This window comes from Streptomyces sp. SD31 (genome assembly GCF_052068475.1).
Classification (GTDB): Bacteria; Actinomycetota; Actinomycetes; order Streptomycetales; family Streptomycetaceae; genus Streptomyces.
On the sequence record NZ_JBQHCX010000007.1, the window covers coordinates 119,460 to 136,874 of the forward strand.

Consider the following 17,415-nt stretch of genomic DNA (forward strand, 5'->3'; position numbering starts at 1 on the left):
CCGACGGTGACTCGGTCCGGAATTGCCGACATCCTGCCCCTGTCGCCGTTGCAGGAAGGCCTGCTCTTCCACGCCCTGTACGACGACGAGCACGCCCCCGACGTCTACGCCGCCCAGCAGATCCTGGAGCTGACGGGCCCGGTCGACCCGGCCGCCGTACGCGCCGCCGGGCAGGCCCTGCTCGACCGGCACCCCAACCTGCGTGCCTGCTTCCGGCGCCGGCAGACCGGGGCGCCCGTGCAGATCGTGCCCACGGACGTCGAACTGCCGTGGGCCGAGGCGGACTTGTCGGCGCTCGGCGAGGAGGAGCGGGACAAGGAGTGGGAGCGGCTGCTCGACGAGGAGCGCACCCGCCGATTCGACCTCGCGAAGCCGCCGCTGATCAGGTACCTGTTGGTGCGCCGGGCCGCGGACCGGTACTGCCTCGTCATCACCAACCATCACATCCTGCTCGATGGGTGGTCGAAGCAGTTGCTGGTGCGTGAGTTCAGCGCCCTGTTCGGGGGCGAGCACCCGACGTCCCTGCCTCCGGCGCCCGCCTACCGTGACTACCTTGCCTGGCTGGCCCGGCAGGACCGGGACGCGGCGGAGACGGCCTGGCGCGACGCGCTGGACGGTGTGGTCGAGCCGACCCTCCTCGCTCCTGCCCCGCACGCCCTGAACACCCCGAAGGCCTCGAACAGCCGGAACACCGCGAGCACCCCGAACCCCACGACCGTCCTCCCGGCCGAACTCGTCGTCGAGCTCCCCGAAGAGCTGACCCGGGCCGCCGAGGCCACGGCCCGCTCCCTCGGCATCACCCTCAACACTCTCGTCCAGGGCGCCTGGGGCGTACTGCTGGGCCGCCTCACCGGCCGCACCGACGTCGTCTTCGGCCAGACCGTGTCCGTCCGCCCGCCCGAGCTGCGCAACATCGCCTCGATGGTCGGCTTCTGCATCAACACCGTCGCCACCCGGGTGAGCTGGGACGACAACGCAGCCGTCGCCGATCTCCTCACCGGCCTCCAGCACCGGCAGACGGGCCTGCTCGCCCACCAGCACCTGGGCCTCGCCGACATTCGGCGGGCAACCGGCACCGGCGGCGACCTCTTCGACACCCTGCTCGCCTTCGAGAACCACCCCGGCTCCGCGGGCCCCGGCGCCTCCCGGGTCACCGAGCTCCCCGGCCGCGACGCCACGCACTACCCGCTGACCCTCGCCGTCCTGCCCGCCCACCGCCTGGCACTGAGGCTGTCGTACCGCCCCGACCTGTACGACGGGACCGGTGCCCGCGCCCTCCTCGACCGGTTCGCCCTCGTCCTCGAAGCCCTGGCCACGGAACCGTCGCGACGCCTCGGCGAGGTGGAGATCCTGCTGCCGGGGGAGCGGCAGCGCCTGCTCGGCGAGGCTCCGGCCCAGGGCGTGGGGGAGGCCACCCTGCCTGAGCTGTTCGCGCGCCAGGCCGCCCGCACCCCCGACGCGACCGCGGTGGTGCACGACGGCACCCGCCTCACCTACGCAGAACTCGACGCCCGCGCGGAGCGGCTGGCCCGGGTGCTCGCGGCACACGGCGCGGGCCCGGAACGACTGGTCGCCCTCGCGCTGCCCCGCTCCGCCGAGCTGGTGGTGGCTGTGCTGGCGGTACTCAGGACCGGCGCCGCCTACCTGCCGATGGACCCCGAGTATCCCGCGGACCGGCTCGCCTTCATGCTGGCGGACTCGAACCCGATCCTGCTCCTGACGACCGGAGAGAAGGCCGCGGACCTGCCCGCCTCGGAGGTCCCGGTGCTGACGCTCGACGGGCCGCTTCCCGAAGCACCCACGGTTTCCCCGAAAGTGACGGGCGATCACCTTGCCTACGTCATCTACACCTCCGGCTCCACCGGCCGGCCCAAGGGGGTCGCCGTACCGCACCGGAACGTGATCCGGCTCTTCGAGTCGACCCGGCACTGGTTCGACTTCGGCCCCGACGACGTGTGGACCTTGTTCCACTCCTACGCCTTCGACTTCTCGGTCTGGGAGCTGTGGGGCGCGCTGCTGCACGGCGGCACGCTCGTGATCGTGCCGTTCGAGGTGAGCCGCGAACCGGAGGCGTTCCTGCGGCTGCTCGCCCGCGAACGGGTCACGGTACTGAACCAGACCCCGTCGGCGTTCGGGGAACTGCTGCGCGTCGGCGTCCCCGACGACCTGACGCTGCGGTACATCGTCTTCGGTGGCGAGGCACTCGACCCCGCGCTGGTGGCCGACTGGTACACGCGCCACCCGCAGGACGCGCCCGCCCTGGTCAACATGTACGGCATCACGGAGACCACCGTCCACGTCACCGGACTCCCGCTGAGCCAGGGCCGGTTGAGCGGTATCGGCCGGACCATTCCCGACCTGCGCGCCTACGTACTGGACGCCGGCCTGCGACTCGTTCCTCCGGGTGTGACCGGTGAGCTCTACGTGGCCGGCGCGGGTCTCGCGCGCGGCTATCTGGGCCGGCCGGGGCTGACGGCCGGGCGGTTCGTGGCGGACCCGTTCGGGGAGCCGGGCCAACGCATGTACCGTACGGGCGACTTGGTGCGCTGGTCGGCCGACGGTGAGCTGGAGTACGCGGGCCGGGCCGACGACCAGGTCAAGATCCGCGGCTTCCGTATCGAGCTGGGCGAGGTCGAGGCGGCGTTGGCCGACCACCCCGAGGTGGCGCAGGCGGCCGCGCTCGTCCGGGACGGACGCCTGGTCGCATACGCCGTGTCCAACACCGCGCCCGACCCGGCGGCACTGCGCCGGCACGCGGCCCGGACACTGCCGGACCACATGGTGCCCTCGGCCGTCGTCGTCCTGGACCGGCTGCCGCTGACCGCCAACGGCAAGCTGGACCGTGCCGCCCTGCCCGCCCCCGCCGCGGCACCGGGCGCCGGGCGCGCCCCGCGCACCCCGCACGAGGAGATCCTCTGCGGCCTGTTCGCCGACGTCCTCGGCCTCGACGCCCGCCAAGTCGGCCCCGACGACGGCTTCTTCACATTGGGCGGCGACTCCCTGCTCGCCATGCGGCTCGCCGACCGGATCAGGGCGGCGCTCGGCACGGCACTGCCCGTACGGGCGGTCTTCGAGACACCGACACCCGCCGGACTCGCGGTCCGCGCGAGTGAGATCGAGGACGAGCGCCGCCCCGAGCTCGCCCCCCGGGACCGTCGTACGGAGCCGCTCCCGCTGTCGTACGCCCAACAGCGCCTGTGGTTCATGAGCCGCCTCGACGGCGGCCACACCACCTACACAGTGCCGTGGGCGCTGCGGCTGACCGGCCCGCTCGATCACGAGGCGCTGCAGGCCCCCCTCAGCGACGTCGTGGCCCGCCACGAACCGCTGCGCACGCTCTACCCGGACGTCCAGGGCACCCCGCACCAGCGGATCCTGCCCCCGGACGAGGCACGGCCGTCCCTGCCGGTCGCCCCGGCCACGGAGGCCGAACTGCCCGCCCTGCTCACCGAGGCGGCCGGACACCGCTTCGACCTCGCCACGGACCTCCCGCTGCGCGCGACCCTGTACCGCCTCGCGCCCGACACCCACGTCCTGCTGCTCCTCGCCCATCACATCGCGGTGGACGGCTGGTCCATGGCACCGCTGATGCGCGACCTGGAGACGGCGTACGAGGCACGGTCGGCGGGGCACGCGCCGCAATGGCGGCAACTGCCCGTCACCTACGCCGACTTCGCGTGCTGGCAGCGCGAGCTGCTCGGACCGGAGGACGCGACGGACAGCCTGATGTCACGTCAGACGCACTACTGGAAGGAGGCGTTGAGCGGCGCCCCCGAGGAGCTGACTCTCCCCGCCGACCGCCCCAGGCCCGCCGAACCCAGCGGCCGAGGTGACCGTGTCGCCCTCGCTCTCGACGGCGATCTGCACGCCGGGCTGGCCGACCTCGCCGCCTCCTCGCGCGTCACGCTGTTCATGGTGCTCCAGGCGGGGCTGGCCGCGCTGCTGACCCGGCTCGGTTCCGGTACCGACATCCCCATCGGCACGCCCGTCGCGGGGCGGACCGACGGCAGGCTCGACGACCTCGTCGGCTTCTTCGTCAACACCCTCACCCTGCGCACCGACACCTCGGGCAACCCCACCTTCCGTGAACTCCTGGACCGCACGAGGGACTTCGACCTGGCCGCCTACGCCCACCAGGACGTGCCGTTCGACCTCCTCGTGGACGCCATCAGCCCCGAGCGGTCCCTCGCCCGCCACCCCCTCTTCCAGGTCATGCTGGCCTTCACCGGCCACACCACCGAGCCCGCCCTCTCCCTGCCCGGCCTGCGCGTCACCCGCGAGCCCGTCGAGACCGGCGCCGCCCGCTTCGACCTGTCCCTGTACCTCACCGAGCACCGCCGTGCCGACGGCTCGACCGCGGGCATCGACGGCGTCGCCGAGTACAGCACCGACCTGTTCGACCCCGACACGGCTCAGCACCTCGTCCGCCGGCTCGTGCGCCTGCTGGCCGCCGTCGCCGACGACCCGGACCGGCGCATCGGTGACATCGACCTTCTCGACGACACCGAACTCCGGCGGATCGCCGAGTGGAACACCACGTCGGACGAGGTGCGACCGACGTCCCTCGCCGAGCTCTTCCGGGACCAGGTACGGCGAACTCCGCACGCCCCGGCGCTCAACGACCTGTCGTACGCCGAACTCGGCTCCCGAGCCGAGGGGTTGGCGCGGGTCCTGGCCGGACGCGGGGTCGGCTCCGGCGACGTCGTCGCCGTACTGATGCCGCGCTCCGTGGACCGGATCGTCGCGATCCTCGCGGTGGCGCTGACCGGGGCGGCCTTCCTGCCGGTGGACCCGGGTCTGCCGCGTGAGCGGATCGACTTCATGCTCGGCGACGCCCGACCGGCCCATGTCCTGCGGGACCTGGCGCCGGCCGGCGTACCCGGCGACCTGCCGACGGTCCACGACCCGCAGCAAGCCGCCTACGTCATCTACACCTCGGGCTCGACCGGCGTGCCGAAGGGCGTCGTCGTCGAGAACCGAGGGCTGGCGGCACTGGCACGGACCCAGATCGAGCGCTTCGGCCTCGATGGGCGCTCCAGGGTGCTCCAGTTCTCCGCGCCCGGCTTCGATGCGTCGGTGATGGAACTGCTCATGGCGTTCGCCGCGGGCGGGACGCTGGTGGTCCCGACCGAGACCGGACCCCTCGTCGGCGAACCGCTGGGGCGGACGCTGGCGGACGAGTCCATCACCCACGCCCTCATCCCGCCCGCAGCGCTCGCGACACTCCCCACCGGGGACCTTCCCGAGCTGCGCACCCTGGTCGTCGGTGCCGAAGCGTGCCCGGGGGAGCTGGTCGCCCGCTGGGCGCCGGGCCGCCGCATGGCCAACGCCTACGGTCCGACCGAGTCGACGGTGTGCGCGACGATCAGCGTGCCGCTCTCCGGTGACCAGGCGCCACCCATCGGACGCCCGGTCACCGGGACGCGAGCCCATGTGCTGGACGCCTGGCTGCGGCCGGTCCCGCCGGGTGTGGTGGGCGAGTTGTACCTCGCCGGTGAGGGTGTGGCGCGCTGCTATCTGGGGCGGCCCGGTCTGACGGCCGGGCGGTTCGTGGCGGATCCGTTCGGCGGTCCCGGTGAACGGATGTACCGCACGGGCGACTTGGCGCGCTGGTCGGCCGACGGTGAGCTGGAGTACGCGGGCCGGGCCGACGACCAGGTCAAGATCCGCGGCTTCCGCGTCGAGCCCGGAGAGATCGAGGCGGCGCTCGCGTCCCACCCCGAGGTGGCGCAGGCGGTCGTCGTCGTGCGCGACGAGCGGCTGGTGGCGTACGTCGTACCCGGCGCCCCCGGCTCCACCCCCGACCCGGCAGAGCTGCGCGGGCACGCCGAGCGGTCGCTGCCCGACTACATGGTGCCGTCGGCCGTCGTCGTCCTCGACGTCCTGCCGCTGACCCCCAACGGCAAGCTCGACCGCAAGGCCCTGCCCGCCCCCACGGCAACCGTGACGCCCACGGAGCGGGAGCCCGCGACGCCCGCCGAGCAGATCCTCGCTGCTCTCTTCCGCGATCTGCTCAAGCTGTCGGACGTCCCGCTCGACCAGGGCTTCTTCGCCCTCGGCGGGGACAGCATCTCCTCGATCCGGCTGGTGAGCCGGGCGGCCGAGGCCGGGGTCGTGATCACTCCCCGGGACGTGTTCGAGCACCAGACCGTCAGTGGCCTCGCCGCGGTGGCCCGCGGCCCGGTGGGTGCGGGCCGCACCGAGGACGACGGAGTCGGCGCGCTGCCGCTCACCCCCGTGATGCGGTGGCTGCTGGAGCGCGGCGGGCCGATCGACCGGCTCAGCCAGTCCGTCCTCCTGACCGTCCCGGCGAGCGCCCGACTGCCGCGCCTGACCGAGGCGTTGCAGACCCTGATCGACCACCACGACATGCTCCGGGCCCGGCTCACCCCGTCCGGCGAACTCGACGTCAGTCCGGTCGGCCGGGTGCGCGCCGCCGCCCTGCTCGACCGGAGCGACGCCGGTGAGGATCTCCCCACGGTGGTGAGTGAGGAGTTCGAGCGGGCCGTCGGGCTGCTCGACCCGGCCGCCGGGGCGATGATCCGGGCGGTGTGGTTCGACGCCGGGCCTGAGCGCCCCGGACGGCTGCTCCTCGTCGTCCACCATCTGGCCGTGGACGGGGTGTCCTGGCGGATCCTCGTGCCCGACCTGGAGGCCGCTTGGTCGGCGCTCACCGAGGGGCGCGCTGCGAAGCTCCCGCCGGTCGGCACGTCGTTCCGCCGCTGGTCCGGGCTCCTCGGCGAGGAGGCGCGCAGGCCCGCCCGGGTCGCCGAGGCCGCCCTGTGGCGCCGTATGCTCGCCGCCCCGCGCACCGCGCTGGGCGCCCGCCCGCTCGACCCCGCCCGGGACACCGCCGCGACCACACGCTCGCTGCGCCGCACCCTGCCCCCCGAGGCCACCGGCCCGCTCCTGACCAGCGTCCCGTCCGCCTTCGGCACCGGTACACAGGACGTCCTGCTCACCGGCCTCGCCCTGGCCGTCGCGGACCGGCAGGGCACCCCGCACGTCCTCGTCGACGTCGAGGGACACGGCCGCGAGGAACTGGCGCCCGGCCTGGACCTGTCCCGCACGGTCGGCTGGTTCACCTCCCTCTACCCGGTCCACCTCGACCTGACCGGACTCGACCTCACCGACGCGCTGACCGCCGGCCCCGCCGCCGAGGTCGCTGCCCGCCGCGTGGGCGAGCGCCTGAGCGAACTGCCCGACCGCGGCGTCGGCTTCGGGCTCCTGCGCCACCTCAACCCCGAGACGGCGCCCGGCCTGGCCGAGCACCCCGCCCCCGAGATCGGCTTCAACTACCTGGGCCGGTTCACCGCCCCCGACAGCACGGGCGAGTGGACCTTCGCGCCCGAGTCCTCCGCCCTCGGCAGCGGTGTCGACCCCGGTCTCGGCGCCGCGCACGTGCTCGACCTCAACGCCGTCGTCCAGGACTCCGACGACGGGCCCCGGCTGGTGGCCGACTGGTCGTGGGCGGACGGGGTGGTGACCGAGACGGAGGTACGGGACCTTGCCGACGCCTGGTTCGTGGCGCTGAGCGCCCTCACCGAGCGGGCATCGGGGGCCGCGGGCCTCCCGGAGACCGCGCCTGCCGAGGACGACCTCTCCGCGGACGCCCTGTCCCAGGACGAACTCGACGAACTCGCCGCGGGCCTCGACGGCTGACCCGACCCGAAAGAGAGCACATGACCACCCAGCCCGCCGCACAGATCGACGTACTGCCCCTGACCCCGCTCCAGGAAGGCCTGCTCTTCCACGCCCTGTACGAGCACGAGCGGGCCGCCCGGGACGTCTATCTGGTCCAGCTGGTCTTCGAACTCGAGGGCGCCGTGGACCCCGACCGGCTGCGCGCCGCCGCCCAAACCCTGCTGGACCGGCACCCCACGCTCAGGGCGGCGTTCCGGCGCCGGCGCGGCGGGCAGCCGGTGCAGGTGGTGCCGCGCAGGGCCACGCTGCCGTGGACCGAGGCCGAACTGACCGGCCCCGGCATCGACACCGAGCAGGAGTGGGCCCACCTGCTGGACGAGGACCTGGCCCGCGGCTTCGACCCGGCCACGCCCCCGCTGCTCCGCTGCACCCTGGCCCGCACCGGCGAGCGACGGTACCGGCTGCTCATCACCCACCACCACATCCTGCTCGACGGCTGGTCGGTCTCCGTCCTGCTGCGCGAACTCCTCGCCCTGTACGAGGCCGACGGCGACTCCGCCGCCCTGCCGCCCGCCCCGCCCTACCGCACCTTCCTGGACTGGCTGGGCCGCCGGGACCGTACGGCCGCCGAGGCCGCCTGGCGGCAGGCGCTGGCCGGAGTGACGCAGCCGACCCGGCTCGCCCCGCACGCCCCGGACGGCCGCGGTTCCGGCGACCTGGCGCAGGCCCGCACGGAGCTCGCACCGGAGACCGGCACCGCCCTCTCCGCGCTGGCCGCCCGCCTCGGCGTCACCGTGAACACCCTGGTCCAGAGCGCCTGGGCGATCCTGCTGAGCCGTACGACAGGCCAAGACGACATCGTCTTCGGCGCCACCGTCTCCGGCCGCCCCGCCGAACTGCCGGGCGTTGAGTCGATGGTCGGCCTGTTCATCAACACCATTCCCACCCGCATCCGACTGCGCCCCGACGAGCCGCTGAGCGGCCTGCTGCCGCGGGTCCAGGAGGCATACGTCCGCCTGCTCGACCACCAGCACCTGGGCCTCGCCGACATCCAGCGGGCAGCCGGGGTGCCCGAACTCTTCGACACGCTGGTCGTGTTCGAGAACTACCCGATGGACCGGCGCGAGACGGACGACGGCGACCGCATGCGGGTCGTGGGCACGGGCGGGCGCGACGCGACCCACTATCCGGTGACCCTGGTGGCAGTACCGGGGCCCCGGCCGCGCTTCCGCCTCGCCTACCGACCCGACCTCTTCGACGCCGACTGGGCCGAGGCCACCCTCGACCGTCTCGTACGGCTCCTCGAGACCGTGGCGGCCGACCCGGAACTCCCGCTGGGCCGCGTCGCACTCGCCCGGCACCAGGAGGACCCGCGCCCGGAACCGGCTCCGGCGACCCGCACCCTCACCGACCTGTGGGCGGCCCAGGTCGCGGCCACCCCGGACGCGGAAGCCGTGCTGGATGGCAGCGTCCGGCTGACGTACCGCGAACTCGACGACAGGGCCGAGCAGTTGGCCCGGCGGCTCCTGGCCCTGGGCGCCGGGCCCGAGCGTGTCGTCGGCATCGCGCTGCCCCGTACGGCGGAGCTGGTCGTCGCCGTCCTCGGCGTGCTGAAGTCCGGCGCCGCCTATCTGCCGCTCGACCCGGCGTACCCGCGCGAGCGCCTCGCGTACATCGTCGAGGACGCCCGGCCGGTCGTCGTGCTCGCCACGGACGAGACGGCCAAAGTGCTGCCCGAGGAAACGCCTGTCTTCACGGGTGAGGTGATGAGACGTCAGGAAGCCATTCCAGCCCCGCCGTTGTACCCCGACAGCATCGCGTGCGTCATCTACACCTCCGGCTCCACCGGCCGACCCAAAGGCGTCGCGGAGACCCACGGCAGCATCGTCGAGTTCGTCGAGTGGACGCACACCGCGCTCGGCCCCGAACGGCTGGCCAAGGTGGTCTTCTCCACCTCGCTCAACTTCGACGTGTCGGTGTTCGAGATCTTCTCCCCGCTGCTGTGCGGGGGCCGTATCGAGATCGTCGAGAACCTGCTGGCACTCACGACGTCGGACGGCCGGGACGCGACTCTGGTCAGCGGGGTGCCCTCGGTGATGGCCACGGTCGTCGCCGGCCGACCCGAGATCTCCCCTCGGGTCATCGCGCTGGGCGGGGAGCCCATTCCCGAACGGCTCCTCACCGATCTTCAAGCCGCCTTTCCCGAGGCCCGGGTCGTGAACTTCTACGGGCCCACCGAGGCCACCATCTACGCGACCGCCTGGCAGTCCGACGTCGATCCTCAGCCCAAGGAGGGTTCACCGCCCCTGGGCGGCCCCCTCGCCCGCAACAGCATCCGCCTCCTCGACCAGGCCCTGCAGCCTGTGCCCGACGGGGTGACGGGCGAGGTGTACATCGCGGGCGGCGGACCGGCCCGCGGCTACCTCGGCCGACCCGGGCTGACCGGGCAGCGCTTCGTCGCCGACCCGTACGGCGGGCCGGGGGAGCGCATGTACCGGACCGGCGATCTCGCGGTGCGCGACCGCGACGGACAGCTGCGCTTCCTGGGCCGGGCCGACCACCAGGTGAAGATCCGCGGCTTCCGCGTCGAACTCGGCGAGATCGAGGCCGCGTTGGCCACCCATCCGTCCGTGGCCAAGGCGGCGGCCACCGTACGTGCGGACGCACGGGGCGAGCAGCAGCTGATCGCCTATGCCGTACCGGCCGCGCAAGGAGCCGCCGAAGCCGACGTACTGCGCGCGCACCTGGCCCGCACGCTGCCCGCCCACATGGTCCCCTCGGCGATCGTCGCCCTCGACGCGCTGCCGCTCACCGCCAGCGGCAAACTGGACCGCACGGCCCTGCCTGCCCCCGGCGCCCCGACCCCGACCCCGCCCCGCAGTGCTCCGCGCACCGAGCGGGAGGAGAAGCTGCGCGCGCTCGTCGCCGAAGTCCTCGGACTCGACCCTGCCCGCATCGGCGTCCACGACAGCTTCTTCGACCTCGGCGGACACTCCCTCCTGGTCCCCAGGCTGACCACCCGGATCAGGACCGAACTCGCCGCCGAACTCCCCGTGCTCGCGGTCTTCGAGACACCGACCGTGGCCGCGCTCGCCCGCCGGACGACCGGTGGCACGGACCCGGACATGGGCACGGACACCGGTACGGCAGCCCTCGCCACCGTCCTCCCGCTGCGCACCCGCGGCGACCGCGAGCCGCTCTTCTGTCTCCCGCCGGCCTCCGGTCTGGCCTGGGGCTTCGCCGGGCTGACCCGGCATCTGGACGCCGACCGCCCGCTGTACGGACTGCAGTCCCGCGGACTGGAGCCGGGGGAAAAGCGGCAGGACAGCCTCGCCGAGACGGTCGCCGAACACACGGCGCGCATCCGCGAGATCCAGCCCGAGGGCCCGTACCACCTCCTCGGCTACTCCATGGGCGGCCTCGTCGCCCACGCCGTCGCCACGACGCTCCAGGCGGCCGGGGAACGGGTGGCGATGCTGGCGATGCTGGACTCCTTCCCGGGTGCATGGACGAGTCAAGGCCCCCGCCCCACCGACCGGCCGGCGGTGCTGCGCAGCCTGCTCGCCATCCTGGGGCGCGAACTGCCGCCGGAGGACGTGGAACTGACGGACAGTAGGTTTGCCGAGCTCGTGCGCCGCGTCCCCGATCTCCCCGGCAGCCTCGACGACGCCGAACTCGCGGCCCTGGTCGAGGTGACGGCGAACAACCGGCGCCTGCTGGAGGAGTTCGCCTCCCTGCCGTACGACGGCGACCTGCTGTTCTTCAGCGCCGCCCAGGATCCCGACGCGCACCCGGAACGCCATATGTCCTGGCAGCCGTACGTGCGAGGCCGCGTCGACAACCACGACATCCCCTGCGCCCACGGCGAGATGACCCGACCCGGACCACTGGACCGGATCGGACCCGTGCTCGCCCGGCGACTGAGCACAGCCGCACCCCACCCCACCCACAGGAGGAACTCCGCATGACCACCAACCCCTTCGACGACGACGCCCTCGAGCACTACGTCCTGGTGAACGACGAGGGCCAGCACTCGCTGTGGCCCGCCTTCGCCGAGGTGCCGGCCGGTTGGACCGTCGTCCACGGTGCCGCCGGCCGCCAGTCGTGCCTGGACTACGTTGAGGAGCACTGGACCGACATGCGTCCGAAGAGCCTCGTCCGGGCCATGGGCGCATAGGGAACAGCGGAAACACGGGAGGAAACGCGATGACCACGCGGCGGACGATCGCACCGGAAGAGCTCGACACGCTGAACCTGGCCGATCCGCGGCTGCACGCCGAGAGCGATCTGTCCGCCGTGTGGCGCCACTTGAGGGAGCACCGGCCGGTCCACTGGAATCCGGCCACCGACACGGCCCCCGGCTTCTGGGTGGTGACCCGGCACGCCGACGTCACGTCCGTGTACCGGGACAGCGCACGCTTCACCTCCGAGGGCGGCAACGTGCTGGAGACGCTGCTCGCCGGCGGCGACTCCGCGGCCGGCCGGATGCTCGCCATCACCGACGGGGCGAAGCACGCCGGGCTGCGCCGCGTCCTGATGTCTGCGTTCTCGCCGCGGGCCCTGGAGCCGATAGTTGAGAGCGTGCGACGCACCGTGACCCGGCTGCTGCGGGACGCGCTGGAGAAGGGGACCTGCGACTTCGCCGCCGACGTGGCGTCCGGCATACCCCTCGGCGCGATTTGCGACCTGCTCGGCGTACCCGACCGCGACCGGGCCTACGTGCTGAGCCTGACGTCCTCCGCGCTGGGCTCGCACGAGGCGGACAGTACGGCCGCCGATGCCTGGATCGCCAAGAACGAGATCCTGCTCTACTTCGCCAACCTGGCCCGCGACCGGCGTGACAGCGGCCACGCGGACGTCATCGCCCTGCTAGCGGGCAGCGAGGTGAACGGGCTGCCACTGGACGACGACGAGATCATGCTCAACTGCTACAGCCTGATTCTCGGCGGCGACGAGACGGCCCGCCTGTCCATGGTGGGCGCCGCCCTCGCCCTGCTGGAACACCCCGGCCAGTGGCAGGCCCTCAAGCGGGGCGACGCCGGCATCGACACCGCCGTCGAGGAGATCCTGCGCTGGACGACCCCCGCCCTGCACTCGGGACGCACCGCGACGACCGACACCGAGATCAGCGGCCAAGCCGTCAGGGCGGGGGAGATCGTCACCGTCTGGAACGCCTCCGCCAACCACGACGAGAGGATCTTCGACGCCCCCGGCGAACTGCGCCTGGACCGCACGCCCAACAAGCACGTCACCTTCGCCTACGGGCCTCACTTCTGCCTCGGCGCCTACCTGGCCCGGGCCGAGATCGGGGCCGTACTGACAGGGCTGCGTGACCTGGTGGCGGAGATGGAGCAGACGGGCCCTACGAAGCCCGTCTACTCCAACTTCCTCAGCGGCCTGAGCGCACTGCCACTCGCCCTGAAGGCCGCCTGAACGTCCGTACGCGGCAGGCTACTTGCTGCTCGCTACGCGGCCAGCTCCTTGCGGATGCGGTCCAGCATGAACGCCGAGGACTCCCTGGCCCGTTCCTCCCAGGCGAAGACGCAGGCCGTGGCGACGCCGTCGAAGTTCAGCTCGCGCAGGGTGCCGAAGAAGGTGTCCCAGTCGACCTCGCCCTGCCCGATGTCCAGGTGCTGGTGGATCCGGGCCGGGGTGCCGGGCGGGTTGAGGATGTAGCGCAGGCCGGAGGAGCCCTTGTGATTGAAGGAGTCCGCGATGTGCACGTGCTGGAGCTTGTCGCCGGCGTAGCGCATCATCGCCGCGATGTCCGCCTTCGGGTCCGCGCCCGACAGGTGGAAGGAGTGCGGCGCGCAGTAAAGGTAGTTCACCCACGGCTTGTTGATCGCACGGACCAGGTCGACCGCGGGGGTGTTCTCCTCGCAGAAGTCGTCCGGGTGCGCCTCCAGGTTCAGAGCGATGCCTTCGCGCTCGAACACCGGGAGGAGCTCCTCCAGCGAGCGCCAGAAGGCCGCCTCGCTCTCGGCGGCTCGCTCGGGACGGCCGTTGAACTCGCTGTTCATCAGCGGGCATTCGAGATCGGCGGTGATCTCGATCATTCGCTTCCAGTACCGGACGGCGGCCTGCCGCTCGGTCTCGTCCGGCGACGACCACTTGTACAGCGGCAGCACCGAGGACAGCTGAACGCCATGCGTGCGCAGGGAGTTCTTCAGCTCCGCGATGCGTTCGTCGTCGGCGCGCGGGTGCAGGAAGAACGGCATGAAGTCGTCGCGGGGCGACAACTCGATGTACTCGTAGCCGAGTTCGGCGACCGTGCGCACCATCTCGTCGATGGGGAGCGCGCGGAACATGTACGGGTCGAGGGCGATTTTCACGCGGCACCTCCGTAGAAGGCAGGGCGGGGCTTGAGGTCGGTGGCGACGACGCGGCCCGACTCCAGGGCCTCGACGGTCGCGCTGGTGATGACGGTGGCGGCATAGCCGTCCCACGCCGAGGGACCGGTGGGCTCGGCACCGGCGGCGACGCCCGCGATCCACTCGCGGAACTCGGTGTCGAAGGCGTCCGCGAAGCGGCCCACCCAGTCCGTGAGCACCTCCGTGCTGTGCCGCCCCGCGCTGCGCAGGCCGATTGAGGCCGGGTCGGGCAGCCGGACCAGCCCCTCCTCGCCGACCGCCTCGCACTGGATGTCGTAGCCGTACTGGCAGTTGACGAAGACCTCCAGATCGATGCGCACGCCCTTGGCGGTCTCGAAGAGCATGATCTGCGGGTCCTTGAGATGGGCGAACCGCTTGCTCGTGGCGCGCGGGGTGACCACCTGGGTGGAGACGATCTCGTCGTCGAGCAGCCAGCGCAGCACGTCCACCTCATGCACCGCCGTGTCCAGGGCGGCCATGGAGGAGGTGTACGACTCGGGGACGGTCGGGTTGCGGTGGGCGCAGTGCACGATCAGCGGCTCACCGATGCGGCCGGAGTCGATGGCCTGCTTCATCTGCCGGTAGCCGGTGTCGTAGCGGCGCATGAAGCCGACCTGGACCAGGCGGCGGCCGCGTGCCGTCTCGGCCTCGACGATCCTCAGGCAGTCCTCGGCGGTCGTGGCCAGCGGCTTCTCGCAGAACACCGGTTTGCCGGCGGCTATCGCGTTCAGTACGTGCTCGGCATGGGTCGGGCCCCAGGACGTCACGAGGACGGCGTCCACGTCGTCCGCCGCGAGCACGGCCGCGCCGTCGGGCAGCACCCGGGCACCGACCGGCGCCGCCGCCTCCTCGGCGCGGGCGGCGTCGATGTCGGTGACCGCGGTGACGCGGGCGCCCGTGACGGTATCGGTGAGGCGCCGGATGTGTTCCTTGCCGATCCAGCCGGCGCCGATGACGCCTACACGTACGGTCATTTTCATTCCTTATGACAGAGGGTCAGGAGAAGCGGGCCCGGAGTTCGGCCTCGAGGGTTTCCAGCGAGCGGCCCTTCGTCTCGGGGACGTAGCGCTTCACGAAAGCGAGCGAGAAGACACCCGCCACCACGAACAGGAAGAAGGTGTTGGAGATCCCGATACCGGAGACCAGTGACGGGAAGACCAGTCCGATCACGAAGTTGGTCAGCCACAGCACCACGGCCGCCACACCCATCCCGAAGCCGCGCATCCGCATCGGGAAGATCTCCGACAGCATCAGCCAGGTCACCGGCGAGATCGCACCCTGCTGGAAGGCGAGGAAGGTGACGGTCATGGCGAGCACGGCGTAGGCACGGCCGTCACCGGACGGCAGCACCAGGGAGAAGACGCCGATCAGCAACAGGGCGGCGGTGGTGCCCAGTTGACCGGCCATCAGCATCGGGCGACGGTTGACCCGGCCGAGCAGCCAGATCCCGACGAAGGTGGCCAGCACCGAGATGACGCCGTTGGCGATGTTCGCCGTGAGCGCGCTGTCCGCGGCGAAACCGGCGTCGGTGAGGATCTGGGTGCCGTAGTACATGATCGTGTTGACGCCGGTGATCTGCTGCACGATGGCGATGCCGAAGCCGACGAACATCAGCTTGCGCACCCAGGGCGTGGCCTTCATGTCCTGCCAGCCGCCGAGCTTCTCCTGCTCCTCCTTGACGGCGAGCGCGGAGACCTCCGCGAGCTCGGCCTCGGCCCGCTGCCGGGACCTGACCTGCTTGAGCACGTCCAGGGCCTCGCTGAAGCGGGTCTGGGAGGCGAGCCAGCGCGGGCTCTCCGGCATCACGAGCATGCCGAACCAGAGCACGACGGCCGGGAGGGTGGCGATCACCAGCATCCAGCGCCACACCCCGCCGGACTCGCCGCCCACCCGGGCGATGATCGCGTTGGAGGTGAACGCCAGCAACTGGCCGCTGACGATCATGAGTTCGTTACGGGTGACCAGCGCACCGCGCCTTTCGGCGGGCGAGACCTCCGCGAGGTAGACCGGCACCGTCACCGAGGCACCGCCGACCGCGAGGCCGAGCACGAACCGGGCGACGACCATCACGGCGGTCGTCGGCGCCAGCGTGCAGCCGAGCGCGCCGATGAAGAACAGCACCGCGAGGGTGAGGATCGTACGGCGCCGCCCGCGCGCGTCCGACAGCCGTCCGCCGGTCACCGCACCCAGGGCGGCACCGAGGAGGAGCGAGCTGGTGACCATGCCCTCGGTGACCGGGGTCAGGCCCAGGTCGTCGGTCATGTACGGCAGGGCGCCGTTGATGACGCCGGTGTCGTAGCCGAAGAGGAGTCCGCCGAAGGTGGCGATGACGGTGATGAGCCGCAGCCTGCGCGAGACCGCCGGCGGGGCGTCGTCCGTGCCGGGGGCGGGGGCCTGGGGCGCGTCGTCCTTGAGATCCACGGGCCGCCCCCTCACCGGTCGAGAGTCGTCAGGGTCGGGCGTCGCGTCCCGGTGAGGCCGCAGCCCGCCAGGTGCTCACGCGTCCGCACGGCGATGGGCAGCGGCACCTCGGGTGCGCACGGGTACAGGTCCTGCTCGACGATCACGAACAACTCGGCTTCCAGCCGGGCGAGTTCGGCCACCACATCGGCGGGGTTCGGCACGCCGGCGGGCGGCGAGACACACACGCCGCGCTTGACGGCCTCGCCGAACGACAGGTCGTCGGCTGCGACCTGGGCGAGGATCTCCGGGTCCATCTGCTTGATGTGCACGTACCCGACGCGCTCGCCGAAGCGGCGGATCAGGTCGAGGTTGTCGCCGCCGCCGTAGGCGACGTGCCCGGTGTCCAGGCAGAGGTTCGTGTAACGGGAGTCGGACTCGTTGAGCAGCCGCTCGATCTCCGGCTGGGTCTGGATGTGGCTGTCGGCGTGCGGGTGAATCACGAGGCGTACGTCGTACTCGTCGAGGAGCAGCTTGCCGAGCCGGTCGGCGGCCTTGCCGAAGCCCGCCCACTGCTCGGCGGTCAGCTCCGGCGACTCGGTGAACGCGCCGGTCTTCTCGTCCCGATACATGGGCGGGATGAGGACCAGGTGATGGGCGCCCGCGGCGGCGGTCAGCTGCGCGACCTGGCGGACATGGGCGAGCATCCCGTCCCACGCCTCGGGCCGGTGCAGCGCGCCGAAGGCGGTGCCGCCGGAGACCTTGAGGCCGCGGGAGTCCAGTTCCCCCTTGAGCTGCCCCGGGTCGGTGGGCAGGTAGCCGTACGGCCCGAGCTCCAGCCACTGGTAGCCCGCCCGGGCCAGCTCGTCCAGGAAGCGGGTGTACGGGACCTGCTGTTCGTCCTCGGGGAACCAGACGCCCCAGGAGTCGGGGGCCGAGCCCAGGCACAGGTTGCCCACGGTGGTGCGGAGCGAGGTTGGCGCCGTTGCCATGACGGGTC

Annotated in this window: 7 protein-coding genes and 3 pseudogenes; 6 read left to right on the forward strand and 4 right to left on the reverse strand. The window is 72.2% G+C overall.

Annotated features, from left to right (window positions below):
* Positions 1–6: 6 nt before the first annotated feature.
* From ACTMVF_RS16940 to ACTMVF_RS16965, 6 genes and pseudogenes are all read left to right on the forward strand, one after another.
* Positions 7–5,895, forward strand: a pseudogene (locus ACTMVF_RS16940) (amino acid adenylation domain-containing protein); the annotation flags it as partial.
* A gap of 48 nt (positions 5,896–5,943) precedes the next feature.
* A pseudogene (locus ACTMVF_RS16945) lies at positions 5,944–6,156 on the forward strand (phosphopantetheine-binding protein); the annotation flags it as partial.
* 141 nt (positions 6,157–6,297) lie between these two features.
* Positions 6,298–7,662, forward strand: a pseudogene (locus tag ACTMVF_RS16950) (condensation domain-containing protein); the annotation flags it as partial.
* 20 nt (positions 7,663–7,682) lie between these two features.
* Entirely contained in the window at positions 7,683–11,612 is a 3,930-nt protein-coding gene (locus ACTMVF_RS16955; protein WP_441271864.1) for an amino acid adenylation domain-containing protein, read from the forward strand.
* A complete protein-coding gene (locus tag ACTMVF_RS16960) occupies positions 11,609–11,821 on the forward strand; it encodes an MbtH family protein (RefSeq protein WP_441271865.1) in 213 nt (70 codons plus the stop codon). Before ACTMVF_RS16955 ends, ACTMVF_RS16960 begins: the two co-directional genes overlap by 4 nt.
* A gap of 29 nt (positions 11,822–11,850) precedes the next feature.
* Entirely contained in the window at positions 11,851–13,077 is a 1,227-nt protein-coding gene (locus ACTMVF_RS16965) for a cytochrome P450 (protein WP_441271866.1), read from the forward strand.
* Between the two features lie 32 nt (positions 13,078–13,109).
* Here the strand turns inward: ACTMVF_RS16965 and ACTMVF_RS16970 are convergent, their stop codons facing one another.
* Genes ACTMVF_RS16970 through ACTMVF_RS16985 form a run of 4 tightly spaced genes read right to left on the reverse strand, consistent with a single transcriptional unit; the run spans position 13,110 to position 17,407 of the window.
* Positions 13,110–13,976, reverse strand: coding sequence for a sugar phosphate isomerase/epimerase family protein (locus ACTMVF_RS16970; RefSeq protein WP_441271867.1), 867 nt, complete (start codon positions 13,974–13,976; stop codon positions 13,110–13,112).
* Positions 13,973–14,989 carry a Gfo/Idh/MocA family protein gene (locus ACTMVF_RS16975; RefSeq protein WP_441271868.1) on the reverse strand — a complete coding sequence of 339 codons (1,017 nt, stop codon included), beginning with the start codon at positions 14,987–14,989 and terminating at the stop codon, positions 13,973–13,975. The genes ACTMVF_RS16970 and ACTMVF_RS16975 overlap by 4 nt, the downstream gene beginning before the upstream one ends.
* A 22-nt stretch (positions 14,990–15,011) precedes the next feature.
* Positions 15,012–16,436, reverse strand: coding sequence for a sugar porter family MFS transporter (locus ACTMVF_RS16980; protein WP_441271869.1), 1,425 nt, complete (start codon positions 16,434–16,436; stop codon positions 15,012–15,014).
* A gap of 11 nt (positions 16,437–16,447) precedes the next feature.
* Positions 16,448–17,407 carry a TIM barrel protein gene (locus tag ACTMVF_RS16985; protein WP_441271870.1) on the reverse strand — a complete coding sequence of 320 codons (960 nt, stop codon included), beginning with the start codon at positions 17,405–17,407 and terminating at the stop codon, positions 16,448–16,450.
* Positions 17,408–17,415 lie beyond the last annotated feature (8 nt).

Coding starts and splice junctions, on each gene's coding strand:
- ACTMVF_RS16955 (WP_441271864.1), top strand. CDS start 7,683: ATGACCACCCAGCCCGCCGCACAGATCGACGTACTGCCCCTGACCCCG.
- ACTMVF_RS16960 (WP_441271865.1), top strand. CDS start 11,609: ATGACCACCAACCCCTTCGACGACGACGCCCTCGAGCACTACGTCCTG.
- ACTMVF_RS16965 (WP_441271866.1), top strand. CDS start 11,851: ATGACCACGCGGCGGACGATCGCACCGGAAGAGCTCGACACGCTGAAC.
- ACTMVF_RS16975 (WP_441271868.1), bottom strand. CDS start 14,989: ATGACCGTACGTGTAGGCGTCATCGGCGCCGGCTGGATCGGCAAGGAA.
- ACTMVF_RS16985 (WP_441271870.1), bottom strand. CDS start 17,407: ATGGCAACGGCGCCAACCTCGCTCCGCACCACCGTGGGCAACCTGTGC.